Genomic DNA, 15,076 nt, shown 5'->3' with positions numbered 1-15,076 from the left:
CTTACTCACTGAATAGGGTTTCGGGAAGTTGTTTGACTGCCTCGTAGGTCATGCTGATATGTTCGGCCAGCAATTTGCAGGCCACTCCGCTATCGTGCGCCAATGTGGCGTCGAGAATAGCACGATGCTCTCCGTGCAAGTCGCGGGGAATGGGTTTGCGTGTGATAACCAGGCGTCGGTAGCGTTCAGCCTGCTGATACAAAATACCTAAAAAATGGCGAATCCACGGCGAGCGACAGCCACTGATTAAGGCTTGATGATACTCACGATTGCGGTCTTCCCATTCGTCGAAATCATCGGGAGGGGAACTGGCTAACCGCTGCTCTATGCGGTCAAGGCGGTGAAAGGCAGCAACAACGCGCCCCTCCCAAACGTCGTCACCAAATTCAATCGACTGACGCAAGGCTTCGCATTCAAGCAAAATGCGGGTCCGAGTGATATCGTGAAAGTCTTCGATTGAAATGGGCTTAACGTGAAAGCCCCGCTGCCCGCGGGCCACCACCAGTGCGTCCGATACCAGCAAAGCCAGTGCTTCGCGTAAGGTGCCGGCACCAACACCGTACTCATCCTTCAAGTGTTCTACCCGTAATTTCGCCCCAGGCGCCAGTCGTCCTTCAATGATGTCGCGACGCAGACGCTGATAAGCGGCGCTAACCAGTGTTTTGGGTGAAGTGGCATTGCCTGATGCGTCATCAGGTGGCGCGGCGGACGAGTCAGACGAAGGGCGCTCGAGCATGAAAATCCCTTAGGAGAAAGAGGCGGACGTGGTTACCGCAAATTACCGCGCAAGTTTATCTTATTTTTCCGGGAAAGGCATTAATCAGTATAATTTTACAAAAATCTCGATAAAAATATTTGACTTCGATATTTTCAGGGGCTACTCTTTTGTAATTGAAGAAAACGTCGGCACCTGAACCCAGGTGCCGATACGCGATTAAATTGCGGGTAAAAGGAACAACGTCGTGATTCATTTGCATGATATTCGCTATGTCAGGCTTGGAACGTCCGATATGGATGCGGCCGTTAAGTATTCAACGGATTTGTTAGGGCTGGAAGTGGCTAGTCGTGAAAACAAATCCGTGTATTTTCGTTCCGATAGCCGGGATCACACGCTTTGTTATTTTGAGGGTGACCCGGCTGATCATACAGTGGCTTTCGAGGTGGATACCTTGGAAGAGTTGCAATCGGCGGCTCAATTCCTTGAAGGCAGGGGCTTTCAGGTTCACCTGGGATCGGCAACCGAATGTGAACAGCGTCGTGTGCGCGAGTTCATCAACTTTAAAGATCCGTCAGGCAACAGTGTCGATTTGGTGTACGAGCCGCACCATAGCGGCCGTCGTTATTTTCCCACTCGCGATGCGGGTATTACTGGTTTTAGCCACATTGGTTTGCGAACGGTGAATGCCCGTCGCGATGAGCGCTTCTGGACCGAGTTAATGGGGGCCCGTGTGAGTGACCGAATCGGCGATGCGCCGTTGCTGCGCATTGATGAAGTGCATCACAAAATTGCTTTGTTTCCGTCCACTTACCCGGGCGTACAGCATATTAATCATCAAGTAGAGAGCATCGACGATGTCATGCGGGCCTATTACATATTGAAAGAACGAAATATTCCGATCCGTTTTGGGCCGGGCCGTCATCCTACCTCCGGCGCGATGTTTTTATATTTTGAAGGGCCGCATGGCATGGTGTACGAATATTCAACCGGTGTCAGGTTGATCCAGCCCGAAGATGAGGACACTTATCGGCCACGGAATTTTCCATTTACCCCGGAGTCGTTTTGCATGTGGGGTTCGCGCCCCGATATCCCGGAGTTCAAATGAGCCTCGCGGGAACAGCGAAACCCACTGTGCAGCAACAACGCACGGTTCGTGTGGCGGCGCGCGCGCTGGCCCGTGCCGGCTTGGTGCACGCCTATGGTCATTGCAGTTTGCGGCTCGACGAGCAGCATTTTCTGGTGTGCGCGGCCAAACCCATGGGACTGATTACCAGCAAGGATTTGGGGCGCGTCGTGCCTGTTCATGGTGATTTACCCAACGGTGTACTGGGCGAAGTGCGGATTCATCAGCAAATTTATCGGCGCAGGAAGGATGTCGGCGGCATTGTTCGCAGTATGCCGCGCGACGTGATGACACTTTCGGCTGCAGGCCTCACGCCCATGCCACGACACGGCATGGGGACGTATTTTTCGCCCGGCGTACCGCTGTGGAACGACATTCAACTTGTTCGAACCGACAGGCAGGCGCAGGGGGTGGCGGATCAGCTCGACGTGCGTCCTGCCGTTGTCATGCGGGGTAATGGGGCTGTGGTGGCTGGTAAAGATCTGGCCATGGCCGTCGCGTTAACGTGGTATCTGGAAGACGCAGCGCGCGTGGAGCTTCAATTAAGGGCAGCCGGTCTGGCATCGCTTGACGGTGTTGTGAGTCCGGGCCAGGCGAAACTACGTGCCACATCGGCAGGGCGGATTTTTGAGCGGATGTGGGCGTATCTGGCGGCCGATGACCCGGAGTGGTCTGAAGATTTGGAAACAGAAGTCATTTAATTGGATCAGCAAACAAGGAGTTTATCGATGCATGAAATAAAGAACTTTATCAATGGGCAGTGGGTGTCGACATCTAAAACGTTCGAAGACATCAACCCCGTAAACGGCAAAGTGATTGCCCATGTGCATGAAGCAGGACGCGGTGAGGTGGATGCTGCGGTAAAGGCAGCGCGTGCCGCCTTGCGCGGGCCTTGGAGCCAAATGAAGCTGGAAGAGCGTGGCTCGATGCTGGTGGCTATTGCCGATGAAATCAATCGTCGTTTCGATACGTTTCTGGAAGCCGAGATTGCCGATACAGGCAAGCCACATTCGCTGGCGAGCCACCTGGATATTCCCCGTGGTGCGGCCAACTTCAAGGCGTTCGCGGATTTGATGCGGAATGCGCCGACAGAGTGCTTCCCAATGCGCACGCCCGACAACGGCCACGCCATTAATTATGGCGTACGTGCGCCTCGCGGGGTGATTGGCGTTATTTGCCCTTGGAACTTGCCACTGTTGCTGATGACCTGGAAAGTAGGCCCGGCATTGGCGTGTGGCAACACCGTTGTAGTGAAACCCTCAGAGGAAACACCTGCTACCGCCACGTTATTGGGCGAGGTCATGAATGCCGTGGGTGTGCCCGAAGGTGTTTACAACGTTATCCACGGGTTTGGCCCTGACTCCGCGGGTCAGTTTTTAACTGAACACCCGGGTGTGGACGGCATTACATTTACAGGCGAAACCCGCACGGGTGAAGCCATTATGAAAGCTGCCGCCAATGGTGTGCGCCCCGTTTCATTTGAGTTGGGCGGCAAGAATCCGGGTATCGTTTTTGCTGATGCTGACTTCGACAAGGCGGTGGCCGGCATTGCCCGTTCTTCATTTGAAAATACAGGGCAAGTCTGCCTTGGCACCGAGCGTGTCTATGTCGAGCGGCCCATTTTCGAGCGTTTTGTGCAGGCGCTTAAAGCCCGCGCTGAAGCGTTTCAAATGGGTAACCCCACCGATAAGGGCATGAATTTCGGTCCGCTCGTCTCGAAAGAACATCGCGAAAAAGTCTTGTCGTATTACAAGAAAGCCGCTGACGATGGTGCAACGATTGTCACCGGTGGCGGTGTACCGGATTTGCCGGGCGATTTGGCCAATGGATCCTGGGTTCAACCTACTATCTGGACAGGTTTGCCGGAAACTTCCGCTGTGATTCGGGAAGAGGTTTTTGGTCCTTGCTGCCACATCGCGCCATTTGATACTGAAGAAGAAGTGATCAACATGGCCAACGATACGCCTTACGGCTTGGCAGCCACCGTTTGGACGCAAGACGTGAGCCGGGCTCATCGTATGGGTGCTGCACTCGAAGTCGGGCTTTGCTGGGTAAATTCCTGGTTCCTGCGCGATTTACGTACGGCATTCGGTGGCGCCAAACAATCGGGTATCGGTCGTGAAGGTGGTGTCCATTCATTCGAGTTTTACACCGAGCCGCGCAACGTTTGCATCAAGCTGTAAGCGCCGTTGCGCATGCACGGCTCCGTTGTTATGGATTATATTGTTGGGTTGAAATGACAATGAACTCTAAAACAACGGAGACCCGTGTATGTCAAGTTTTAACGGAATTGCCCAAGGGCGTGTTCAGTGTCCTGAAGCGCTATGTGAAAAGGGCTACAACCTGCGGGCAGCCTTTTCCGATTTTCCCGATGTCTTGAAAGGTTGGCAAAACACAACCAAGGCTGTCATTCAAAAGCATCAGCCGGAGCAAGACATTGCCTATGGCGATCGGCCACTTCAGAACCTCGATTTCTATAAAGCGGCGGGCGATCGTGCGCCTCTGCTGATTTTCGTTCACGGTGGTTATTGGCAAAGCGGCGACAAATCCGACGTCGGCTTTATTGCCGCACCCTACGTGGAAGCCGGCATCAGCGTCGCAGTGATCAACTATTCTTTGGCGCCGGACGCGCCTATTGAGCAAATGGTGTCTGAAGTACGTGACTCGGTAAAATGGTTGCACGCGCGCGCCGACCGTTTTGCTATTGATCCTAATCGCATTTCCCTGATGGGGCATTCCGCCGGTGGGCATTTGGTGAGCATGATGGTCACGCATGATGACGACAACCGCGGTATGCCTCCGATTCGGCATGTATTCCCCATTAGTGGTGTGTTTGATCTGCCGCCGCTTATCCCCTCAAGCGTCAACGCCGCATTGTCGCTCGACAAACAGCGCGCCGAAGCCTTAAGCCCGGCCGTGCGTCCCGCTCCGCTCGGTGCACAAGTGCATACCATTATTGGCGAACATGAGACAGGGCAATTCCATTTGCAGTCAGCCGCCTTGATGCAGCGCTGGGGTGCGTGCGTGACCAACCATCACGTGGTGCCTGACACTCATCATTTCACTGTGCTGGACGTGTTGGGTGACCCGCAGTCACCGTTTGCCCGGGAAGTGGTTCAAATTATCAATGCCCGATAACGGGGGACTCGTGTCATCTGAAACGTTTCAGCCCGACTGGGTGCAACGCAGCCTGCAAAGTGTTTGGCATCCTTGCACGCAAATGCAGCATCACGAGGACATTCCGCTTGTGTCGCTGGCGCGCGGGCAGGGCGCCTGGTTGTTCGACCATGAAGGGCGGCGGTTGCTTGACGCGGTCAGCTCATGGTGGGTGAATCTTTTCGGCCATGCCAATCCGCGCATTAACCAGGCGTTAAAACAGCAGCTCGACCAACTTGAACATGCCATGCTGGCGGGTTTCACACACGAGCCGGTCGTGCTCTTGTCAGAGCGACTTGGCGCACTAACCGGGAACCATTTGGGCCATTGCTTTTATGCTTCCGATGGTGCCTCGGCGGTTGAAATTGCACTCAAGATGAGCTTTCATTTCTGGCGTAACTCAGGTCAGCCGGAAAAGCGCGAATTTGTATGCTTGCGCGGTAGTTATCACGGAGAAACACTGGGGGCGTTGGCGGTAACTGATGTGGCTCTGTTTCGTGATGCTTATGGTCCGTTGTTGGGGCAGGCGCACGTGGTGATGTCGCCCGATGCCCGGCAAATTGTGTCCGAAGGTAACGTTGTACAGGCTGCCCTGAATGAAGTAGAGGCGTTATTCCAGCAGCGAGCCGACAGGATTGCGTCTATTATTGTTGAACCGCTGGTGCAATGCGCCACCGGTATGGCCATGTATGAAGCGTCTTATCTGGCGGGTTTGCGTAAGCTGTGTGATCGTTATCATGTGCATTTAATTGCCGATGAAATCGCGGTGGGTTGCGGCCGTACGGGAACGTTTTTCGCCTGCGAGCAGGCAGAGATTTGGCCTGACTATATTTGCCTGTCCAAAGGCATTAGCGGGGGCTATTTACCTTTGTCGCTGGTGATGACAACAAACGAAATCTACAGCGCGTTTTATAGCGATGAATTAACGCGGGGCTTTTTGCATTCACATTCGTATACGGGAAATCCGCTTGCATGTCGTGCAGCGCTTGCAACGCTTGATATATTCGAGCAGGACAATGTTTTGCAGGGCAATCTCGTTAAAGCCGATCAGCTCAGCCAGGCGCTTGCGCCGGTTAAAGCGCATCCTCGGGTGAAGCATTTCCGCCGGCAGGGAATGATCTGGGCCTTCGACGTCGAGTTCGACGATCCGGTGGCGGCTTCGCAGTTTTCACGGCAGTTTTTCTCGGCAGCCTTGTTAAACGGTTTATTGATCAGGCCGATAGGCACAACGGTGTACCTTATGCCGCCGTATATCTTGAGTGATACGGAAATTGCGTTTTTGGCAAATGGCGTACATGCCGTTTTGCATCAGGTATTAAGTTAAAGATAATGGATCTGTCGACTCGTATTGCACAGCGCCTGGCGGCGTTGGATCAGCAAGGCTTGCGTCGCCGGTTGCGTCAGGTCGAGGCGGCCTGCGGCCCTAAGGTTCGTGTGAATGAGCGCGACGTACTGGCGTTTTGCAGCAATGATTATCTTGGGCTGGCTTCGCACCCCGAGATCATTGCAGCGTTGCAAGAGGGCGCGCAGCGGTACGGGGCGGGAAGTGGCGCATCTCATTTAATCAGTGGTCATTCACAGGCGCATGCCCTGCTCGAAGCGCGTCTGGCGCAACTGTACTCACCTTATTTTGACTCTCCCCGTGCCTTGTATTTGTCTACCGGCTATATGGCGAACCTTGCCGTGATAACGTCTCTGGCACGTCTGGAACAAGAAACGGTTTTTTTCTCCGAGCGTTTAAACCATGCGTCGATTATCGACGGTTTAAAGCTGGCGCGTGCCACAACATGTATTTATGAGCACGCTGATGTTACCCATCTGGGGCAGTTGTTGTCCGAGACGCCGGCGGCGATGCGGGTGGTTGTAACAGACAGCGTATTCAGCATGGACGGCAATCTTGCTCCTTTGCGGGAACTGGCGGAGTTATGTGGGCAGTACGATGCCATTCTGGTGGTCGATGATGCGCATGGGTTTGGCGTGTTGGGAGAGCACGGGTTAGGGGTGCTTGAAGCGTTGTCTTTGCAATACGCCAACTTGATCTACATGGGAACGTTGGGCAAGGCCGCCGGGGTATCCGGCGCGTTTGTGGTGGCACACGAGCAACTTGTTGAGTGGATTGTGCAACAAGCGCGTTCCTATATTTACACGACTGCGGCGGCTCCCGCTTTGGCGCATGCGTTGCAAACCAGTCTTGATTTGATCACAGGAGCACAGGGGCGGCAGCGACGGGCGGCTTTGGCGGCGCATCAGGCGACTCTTAAACAATATTTGCATTTGCAGAAGTGGCAGGCACCGGCATCCGATACGGCGATTCAGCCGGTTATTATCGGGGGGAATGAATTGGCGTCTCAAGTGGGCTCGTTTCTTTGGAATCAAGGCCTGTGGGTGCCCGCCATTCGGCCTCCCACTGTTCCTGCCGATACCGCACGTTTGCGGATCACCCTTTCTGCTGCACATACGCGCAATGAGGTCACTCGCCTGGCCCGTGCGGTGGTTCAAGCTGAACAAGAATATGCAACATAGGGGTAGTTGATTGTGTCTATTTCAAAATACGCTTTCTTCGTAACGGGAACGGACACCGAAATCGGTAAAACGCTGGTTTCGTCGGCTTTGTTGTACTCCTTTGGGCAGGCCGGGCTGCGGGTTGCCGCCATGAAGCCAGTTGCCGCAGGCGTTACATTACACAACGGTGTTCGCGTTAACGAAGATATTGAATTGCTGCGCGCGCAAGCGAATGTGGCCCTTCCTGAAAATGAAATGACGCCATACCTGTGGGATGAGCCTATTGCCCCCCATATTGCCGCACAAAAAAATGGCGTAGTCATGCGTGTCGATGTGATCCAGCAGGCTTATAAAGCTGCCGCGCAACGCGCCGATACAATCATTGTGGAAGGGGTCGGCGGTTTTTGCGTGCCGCTTTCGTCTGAAACAAATATGGCCGATGTTGCGGTGGCGTTGGGTTTGCCGATTGTGATGGTGGTTGGGTTGCGATTAGGCTGCATTAGCCATGCCTTGTTAACAGCAGAAGCGATTCGCTCGCGCGGACTTATGCTTGCCGGCTGGGTGGCCAATACCGTTGATCCGGCGATGCCTTATCGCGACGAAAATATTCAAACCTTGCGTGACGCGTTAGCTGCGCCATGTCTTGGCTGTATCCCGCGCTTTAACGAACCCAGCGCGAAATTGGCGGCGGGTTATCTGGATATCGGTTGCCTAAAGGTAGGGTGACGCCAGCCAGATAATTTTATTGCGCAGCTTTTTCACGAAGGGGATGGCTTGAAGCTGATCAAGCGTTAGCCGTTGTGCGTGGTTAATTTCATGGTCGATTTGCGCGGATATCTGTTGGGCGAGGTTGCGATCGTACATTTCCACATCAAGCTCGAAATTCAACCGAAGACTGCGCGGGTCGATATTGGATGATCCAATATAAGACCAGGCATTATCGACCGTGATAAGTTTCGAATGGTTGAATGTGTCTTGATTAAGCCAGACACGGCACCCACTTTTAATAACCTGATCGATCTGGGCCATCATGGCATAACTGACCAGACGCAAGTTATTTTCGCCCGGTAAAACGATATCGACCTGAATTCCGCGCCGCGCGGCCGTGGCAATGGCACCAAGCAAAGTAATGTCGGGCAGAAAATAGGGCGATTGGATACGAATATGACTTTGGGCTACGGCAAACGCCCCAAGCAGCATGCTGTGATTGCTGCCAATGTTGCGGTCGGGGCCCGAACGAATGCCGCGCGCCGGCACTGAGCCGTTCGTGGTAGCCCATTGTTTGCTGCACCATTCGTCAACCGGCAGTATCTCCCGGGTGGTGAAACGCCAATCGTGCGCGAAAACAGCCATTAACTGGGCCACAATGGGGCCCTCAAAACAGAAATGTGTGTCACGGGTGGCCTTGCTACCGGCAATGGCCTTCACAAACCCTGCGCGAATATTCATGCCACCGGTGAAGCCAATTTCGCCATCCACCACCAGAATTTTGCGGTGGCTACGCAAATTGGCATAAGGCATCCGCATGCCCAGCGGGTTGGTCATGAACAGTGCACAAGGAATTTTCTTTTTGCGCAACGTGCGAATCATGGGCGGGCGCGAGTATTTGGAACCTACCGCATCAATAAGCACCCGGATTTGTACCCCGCGATTTTGCGCCCGTTCCAGCGCTTCTGCCAGCTTCATGCCTTCACTATCGTGATCGAAGATGTAGCTTTGCAGCACAATACTGTGGCGCGCCTGCTCAATGGCCTTAAGCATCGCCGGGTAGGTTTCGTCTCCGCTTTGCAGCATAGTGGCCCGATTCCCAATTAAAAGCGGAAAGTGGCCGATTGTGTCGCCAAGGGTTTTAAGCGATTCGAACTGCGGGGCGGAATACTGCGAGACGCTTGTGATGGTTTGGGTGGTTGAGGCACCATACTCTTTCAAAGCGGCATCGCGTTGCTGGGAAATCTGGTCTTTGCGCACCCGGTTGATGCCCGCAATAATGTAGAACAGTGCGCCAAAAAATGGCGAAAGCAGAATAACGCCGACCCAACCAATGGCAGCGCGCACATCGGTTTTCGTCATGGCGGCGTGAACGGCCGCAATAGCACCAATACAAAGACTGGTAAAAAACGCAATATGAGGCCAGTATGCAGAGAGCAGGGTATCAATAGCAGTCATTAATCGTCGGTATCACCTGAGGTTTCGGGTGTGCGCTGAAAAAGCTTGTTTGAACTTTCCGTACTGCACAGGCGAAGTATATATAAGTTGGCAATATAGGTTCGAATTTCATGTTAGAATCTTGATTCTTCGCAGCACGCATTTAGTGTTTTTTGCGACACCAGTTAACACCAATGGTGACCGTAGCTCAGTTGGTAGAGTCCCGGATTGTGATTCCGGTTGTCGTGGGTTCGAGCCCCATCGGTCACCCCAAGAATATCAAAACCCTGCCGGTTTCAAGAACGGCAGGGTTTTTTTGTTTTTCATTACCACCGCTTGCGGTATTCTGTTTGCATTCTTTTTTGCAATATAAGCGCCGTGGCAACATTTCTTAGATATCTGTTACTGGTATTCATGTGTATGGGTCTGGCGGCATGCAGCCGCCTGTCTGCACCGGCGCATGAATCCGCCGAGGTGGCTGAACCCAACGTAAGTACCGTCAGTGAGCTTGCCCGCACTTTGGCGCCACTAAAGCAAGCGAATGCGGGGCAGTCGGGTGTTGCTTTGTTGCCGGACGGGCGCGAGGCGCTGGCAGCGCGGCTGGGGCTTATTAATGCGGCGCAGCGCTCAATCGATGTTCAGTATTACATTTGGAATGACGATGTTGCGGGTTTGCTGATGTTCGATGCTCTGAAACGGGCGGCGGATAGGGGCGTGGCGGTACGCTTGTTGCTGGACGACAACAATACAAAGGGTATGGATGCGCTGTTATGGGGGGTCGACCAGCATGAAAATATTCAGGTTCGTTTATTTAACCCGTTCGTGCATCGAGACTTTCGTTTCTGGTCGTATCTAACCGACTTCAAGCGCTTGAACCGGCGCATGCATAATAAGTCTTTAACCGTCGATAACGCCGCGTCTATTTTGGGCGGGCGTAATATTGGTGACGCGTATTTTGAGCTTGGGCAGGAAACATTATTTGTTGATCTCGATGTCTTGGCCGTGGGGCCCGTGGCAAAGGAAGTTACCGACGATTTCGATAAATACTGGTCCAGCGAGTCCTCTTATCCGGTATGGCAGGTTATGTCGGCGCCTGCGGAAAAGGTTTCGATTACCGAGCGTGCCAATGAAGTACGCCGCCTGGAAGTGGGGCGCGCCTATCATGAATTGGTTTCTGAGCAGTCGTTAGTCGATGCAATTCAGAACGGTTCTTTAGTGTTTCACTGGGCGCCGGTTCATTTGGTGAGTGATGACCCCAAAAAAGCGTTAGGTTTGGCGCAGCCAGGGAAACTGGTAATCGATGCCTTGCCGCAGTTGTTAGGTACACCACACGAGCGCCTGATGGTGGTGTCACCGTATTTAGTGCCCACTTCGAACGGTACGCAGTTTTTTACGCAGTTGGCTGATAGGGGGGTAGAGGTTCGCATTCTTACCAACTCCTTGGCTGCAACCGATGTTGCCGTCGTTCACTCGGGTTACGCAAAATGGCGCAAAGCATTGTTAAATGCGGGGGTGACCCTTTTCGAAATGAAACCTGCTTATTCGGTGGGACAAGTCGGCCGGCCGGCGTTTTCCGGCAGTTCTTCGGCCTCCAGCCTGCATGCCAAAACATTTGCAGTCGACTCTTCCCATCTTTTTGTGGGTTCTTTTAACTTTGACCCTCGTTCGGCTCGTCTGAACACCGAAATGGGCTTGGTCATCGAGAGTCCGGAAATGGTGAGTCAGGTGTGGGACAATGTACAAGATGCGTTGGCGCAGTCCAGTTATCAGGTGGGGCTTGATCCCGCCGGCAACTTGATTTGGCGCGATCACAGCAACGACCCACCGATAGCTTACGAATCAGAGCCGGAAACAAATGTATTTTCCCGGTCGGCGGTTTGGCTGATGTCGAAACTTCCGCTCGATTGGCTGCTCTAACCGTTAAATAACAAGTCACCGTCAGGTAATCGTTAACAAAAGTAGATTGAATGACCCAATTATTTACCGTTCATCCCCAGAATCCGCAGCCGCGCCTTTTAAAACAGGCGTGTCAACTTATTGACCAAGGTGGGCTGGTGGCAATTCCAACGGACTCCAGTTATGCCGTTGTTGCGCATCTGGATGACAAAGCCGCTGCCGACTCACTGCGCCGCATTCGTGGCCTTGATGCCCGTCATCATTTAACCGTTCTATGTCGCGACCTGGCTGAAATAGGGCATTTTGCGCGTGTTGATAACCGCCAATATCGTTTTCTGAAAATGGCAACGCCGGGTCCATGGACCTTCATTCTCGAGGCAACACGTGAGGTGCCGCGTCGGGTTTCCCACCCCTCACGCAAAACCATTGGTATCCGTATTCCCAATAACCAGGTTGCGCTCGACCTTCTGGAAACCATGGGTTCGCCATTGATGTCCACAACGCTGATCCCCGAGGGTGAAGCGCATCCTCTTAATGACGCCGACGAAATTGCTCAACGCTATGGGCATCAACTGGCAGCCGTCATCGACGGCGGCGCATGCCCCTTTGAACCCACCACAGTAATTGACCTGACTGGAAGCGAACCCGAAATTGTCCGTCGCGGGCAGGGGGATCTGGCCGCGCTGGGTCTGGATTGAACCCCACGGAATCGTTTTCTTAGAAGTAGGTCAAGTATGGAATCCATTATTCAAACCATTACGGTTTACGCTTTACCGGTGCTCTTCGGTATTACGTTGCACGAGGCGGCGCACGGCTATGTGGCGCGCATGTTTGGCGATCCAACAGCTTATCAAATGGGGCGCATCAGTTTAAACCCGGTGCGTCACATCGACCCTATAGGTACCATTGTTGTGCCGTTGGTTTTGTTGTTTAGCACCAAACTAATGGGTGGGGCGGGGCTGCTATTCGGCTGGGCCAAGCCGGTGCCGGTCGACTGGTCGCGTTTACGTAACCCCAAAAGAGACATGTTGTGGGTAGCGCTGGCCGGGCCGGGTTCCAATATGGTCATGGCGATCTTGTGGGCGTTATCGCTGCGCTTTCTCATGGAGTTTGGGGCAACCCCAACCGACTTTTGGGTGCGAATGGCCATCGCGGGTATTCAGGTGAACCTCATTCTTATGGCGTTGAACCTGTTGCCCCTGCCACCGTTGGACGGTGGGCGGATTGTGTTCAGTTTGTTGCCTGGGAAGGCAGCGTATCAATATGCGCGTATTGAGCCCTATGGCTTGATGATTATTATCGTTTTAATGTTAACGGGCGTTCTTTGGACGCTTTTGCGGCCGCTGCTTATGGTGGGCCAGGGTATTGTCAGGTGGTTTCTGTAGTAAAACTACCTTAACGATTAACGGTTTTGGCCTATATCCGTTAAACTTGCGAGTTAATGTTATTTAGGGCCTTCTCACCCCCTTTGGTGAGTTCTCGGAGAATTACCCCATCATGATAAGTACCGATTCTGTGATGCCTGAGTTTCAGGGAAGTATGGTGGCGTTGGTTACGCCAATGCTCCCCGATGGCGCACTCGATTTCGACGCCTATCGCAAACTTATCGACTGGCATGTTCAGGAAGGCACGGATGCGCTTGTAGTGGTGGGCACATCCGGTGAATCACCTACGGTAAGCATGGATGAGCATGCCGAGCTGATTCGCGTAGCCGTCGAACACGCTGCCGGACGCATTCCAATCATTGCCGGGGTGGGAGGCAACTCCACCAGTGAGGCGATCGAGTTGTCGGAGTATGCGTTTAAAGCGGGAGCCAAAGCAGGGCTGTCGGTTGCGCCTTATTACAACAAGCCGTCGCAAGAAGGGATGTACCAGCATTTCCGCACGATTGCCGAAAAAGTTGAGCTCCCCACCATTCTTTACAACGTGCCCGGCAGAACAGTGGCCGACATGTCGAATGACACCGTGTTGCGTCTGGCGCAAATTCCGGGAATTATTGGTTTGAAGGATGCTACCGGTGATATCGGTCGCGGCGCCTGGTTATTGCATTACAAACCAGATAATTTCCAGGTTTTCAGCGGCGACGATGCAACGGCGGCGGCGCTGATTCTCATGGGGGGGAAGGGTAATGTTTCGGTTACGGCCAATGTTGCTCCCAAGCTCATGCATCAGCTGTGCGCAGCGGCACTTAACGGCGATGTTCCTGCGGTACGCCGTTTGAATGGCCAGTTGGCTCAATTGAACAAAATTCTGTTTATCGAAGCGAACCCGATACCCGTGAAGTGGGCCCTGGCTGAAATGGGGTTCTGCCAGGCGGGTTATCGCTTGCCCTTAACTCCCTTGAACGAGCAGTATCACAACGTGGTGCGCCTCTCTTTGAAAGAAGCAGGTCTTATTTAAATGTCAAATATTCGCCTCTCCAAACGTTATTCCGGTCTGGCCATAGGGTTAGGCCTTGTGGTTTTATCCGGCTGCTCGCAAATCAATCAATATTTGGGTGCTGAAGACGCCGTTGATTACAAAAGTTCTGTTGCGGGCGATCCGCTCAGCATTCCTCCCGATCTAACCCAGGCAAACCGCGATGCGCGCTATCGTGCCCCTGAGGGTTCGGCAACGTTTAGTCAGTATGCCCAGTCGCAACAACAACAAGCCGCTGCAGGTGGTCGTGACGTCGTACTACCTAGTGTCGACGATGTTGAAATTCGCCGTGACGGCGATTTACGTTGGCTGGTGGTCGACCGTCCGGCCGAGCAGGTGTATCCCGAGGTAGTCGAGTTCTGGGGCAACGAGGGGTTCACGATCCACATTCAAGACCCTCAAGCCGGGCTCATTGAAACCGATTGGGCCGAGAATCGGGCCAAATTGCCTCAAGGTTTGATTCAAGGGGCGTTCAGTTTCATTTTCGAGCAAGTGGCCGACAGCGGTGAACGCGAACGGTTCCGTACGCGTCTGGAGCGGGTGAATGGAAAAACCGAGGTTTATATCAGCCATCAGAAGATGGTGGAAACCGGTACGATTGACAATACCGGTTGGAAATGGATCGAAGGTAAAGAAGACCCCAGTCTGAATGCGGCAATGCTGGCGCGTCTTATGGTGTTCCTTGGCACCGACATGGAAGAGGCCCGTCGCAAGTTGCAGCAGGCCGAAGAGGTCAATTTAACGCCGGTGGTTGATCAGGCCGCACCTGGAACTGCTCAACTTACCATTAACGAGTCGTTCGACCGTGCGTGGCGTCGTGTCGGTGTGGCAATTGATTCGGCTGGTTTCTATGTCGACGACCGTGACCGTTCCGCCGGTGAGTACTATATTCGTTACCTTGACACCGACACGGGCGAGAAAATTGAGCAGCCTGGTTTCTTCGGTCGTTTGTTTGGAAGCAAAGGCACTGCTGAGGCAGCGCAGTATCGCATTAACGTAAGGGGCGAAGGCTCCGACTCGGTTGTTCGTGTGTTAACCGCCGACGGCCAGCTCGATAACTCCGATACCGCCAAGCGGATTATTACCGTTTTGGCTGAAGAAATGCGCTAGCAACAGTG

General features: G+C 53.4%; 14 protein-coding genes and 1 tRNA gene. 13 read left to right on the top strand and 2 right to left on the bottom strand.

Translation table 11 applies throughout. The annotated features are described in order from the left end of the window. Position 1 precedes the first annotated feature (1 nt). A complete protein-coding gene (locus tag G9Q38_RS13490; protein ID WP_114421061.1) occupies positions 2–736 on the bottom strand; it encodes a GntR family transcriptional regulator in 735 nt (244 codons plus the stop codon). A gap of 226 nt (positions 737–962) precedes the next feature. Between G9Q38_RS13490 and G9Q38_RS13485 the strand changes: the two genes are divergently transcribed. From G9Q38_RS13485 to bioD, 7 genes are all read left to right on the top strand, one after another. Next, complete coding sequence (locus G9Q38_RS13485; RefSeq protein WP_166131926.1) at positions 963–1,823, top strand: VOC family protein; 861 nt, start codon at positions 963–965, stop codon at positions 1,821–1,823. Beyond that, the gene (locus tag G9Q38_RS13480; RefSeq protein ID WP_166131924.1) at positions 1,820–2,542 is read left to right on the top strand and encodes a class II aldolase/adducin family protein; all 723 of its coding nucleotides are present in this window, start codon (positions 1,820–1,822) and stop codon (positions 2,540–2,542) included. Before G9Q38_RS13485 ends, G9Q38_RS13480 begins: the two co-directional genes overlap by 4 nt. 27 nt (positions 2,543–2,569) lie before the next feature. Further along, positions 2,570–4,024: a 2-hydroxymuconic semialdehyde dehydrogenase gene (locus G9Q38_RS13475; RefSeq protein WP_166131922.1), complete on the top strand. Its 1,455-nt coding sequence runs from the start codon at positions 2,570–2,572 to the stop codon at positions 4,022–4,024. An 88-nt stretch (positions 4,025–4,112) separates the two neighbouring features. Next, entirely contained in the window at positions 4,113–4,979 is an 867-nt protein-coding gene (locus G9Q38_RS13470; RefSeq protein ID WP_166131920.1) for an alpha/beta hydrolase, read from the top strand. Next, positions 4,969–6,321, top strand: a complete 1,353-nt coding sequence (gene bioA, locus G9Q38_RS13465) for an adenosylmethionine--8-amino-7-oxononanoate transaminase (protein WP_166131918.1) — start codon at positions 4,969–4,971, stop codon at positions 6,319–6,321. Before G9Q38_RS13470 ends, bioA begins: the two co-directional genes overlap by 11 nt. Before the next feature lie 5 nt (positions 6,322–6,326). Further along, positions 6,327–7,520, top strand: coding sequence for an 8-amino-7-oxononanoate synthase (bioF, locus tag G9Q38_RS13460; protein WP_166131916.1), 1,194 nt, complete (start codon positions 6,327–6,329; stop codon positions 7,518–7,520). A gap of 18 nt (positions 7,521–7,538) precedes the next feature. Beyond that, positions 7,539–8,225 carry a dethiobiotin synthase gene (gene bioD, locus G9Q38_RS13455; protein ID WP_166132421.1) on the top strand — a complete coding sequence of 229 codons (687 nt, stop codon included), beginning with the start codon at positions 7,539–7,541 and terminating at the stop codon, positions 8,223–8,225. Here the strand turns inward: bioD and cls are convergent. Next, positions 8,211–9,665: a cardiolipin synthase gene (gene cls, locus G9Q38_RS13450; RefSeq protein ID WP_166131914.1), complete on the bottom strand. Its 1,455-nt coding sequence runs from the start codon at positions 9,663–9,665 to the stop codon at positions 8,211–8,213. The two genes, bioD and cls, sit on opposite strands and share 15 nt — an antisense overlap. Positions 9,666–9,841: 176 nt before the next feature. Here cls and G9Q38_RS13445 point away from each other — a divergent pair. The 6 genes from G9Q38_RS13445 to bamC all read left to right on the top strand — a co-directional run bounded on the left by G9Q38_RS13445 (position 9,842) and on the right by bamC (position 15,068). Then, positions 9,842–9,917, top strand: a tRNA-His gene (locus G9Q38_RS13445). A gap of 105 nt (positions 9,918–10,022) precedes the next feature. Then, positions 10,023–11,561, top strand: coding sequence for a phospholipase D family protein (locus tag G9Q38_RS13440; RefSeq protein WP_166131912.1), 1,539 nt, complete (start codon positions 10,023–10,025; stop codon positions 11,559–11,561). Between the two features lie 50 nt (positions 11,562–11,611). Beyond that, the gene (locus tag G9Q38_RS13435) at positions 11,612–12,238 is read left to right on the top strand and encodes an L-threonylcarbamoyladenylate synthase (protein ID WP_166131910.1); all 627 of its coding nucleotides are present in this window, start codon (positions 11,612–11,614) and stop codon (positions 12,236–12,238) included. A 36-nt stretch (positions 12,239–12,274) separates the two neighbouring features. Further along, the gene (locus G9Q38_RS13430; protein ID WP_114421011.1) at positions 12,275–12,925 is read left to right on the top strand and encodes a site-2 protease family protein; all 651 of its coding nucleotides are present in this window, start codon (positions 12,275–12,277) and stop codon (positions 12,923–12,925) included. Between the two features lie 112 nt (positions 12,926–13,037). Beyond that, positions 13,038–13,940, top strand: coding sequence for a 4-hydroxy-tetrahydrodipicolinate synthase (gene dapA, locus G9Q38_RS13425; RefSeq protein WP_166131908.1), 903 nt, complete (start codon positions 13,038–13,040; stop codon positions 13,938–13,940). Then, positions 13,941–15,068: an NlpB/DapX family lipoprotein gene (gene bamC, locus G9Q38_RS13420; protein WP_166131906.1), complete on the top strand. Its 1,128-nt coding sequence runs from the start codon at positions 13,941–13,943 to the stop codon at positions 15,066–15,068. Positions 15,069–15,076 lie beyond the last annotated feature (8 nt).

It is taken from the genome of Pusillimonas sp. DMV24BSW_D, assembly GCF_011388195.1.
GTDB lineage: Bacteria > Pseudomonadota > Gammaproteobacteria > Burkholderiales > Burkholderiaceae_B > Neopusillimonas > Neopusillimonas aestuarii.
The sequence above is the reverse complement of the archived record's forward strand: the minus strand, read 5'-3'. Positions and strand labels throughout refer to the sequence as shown.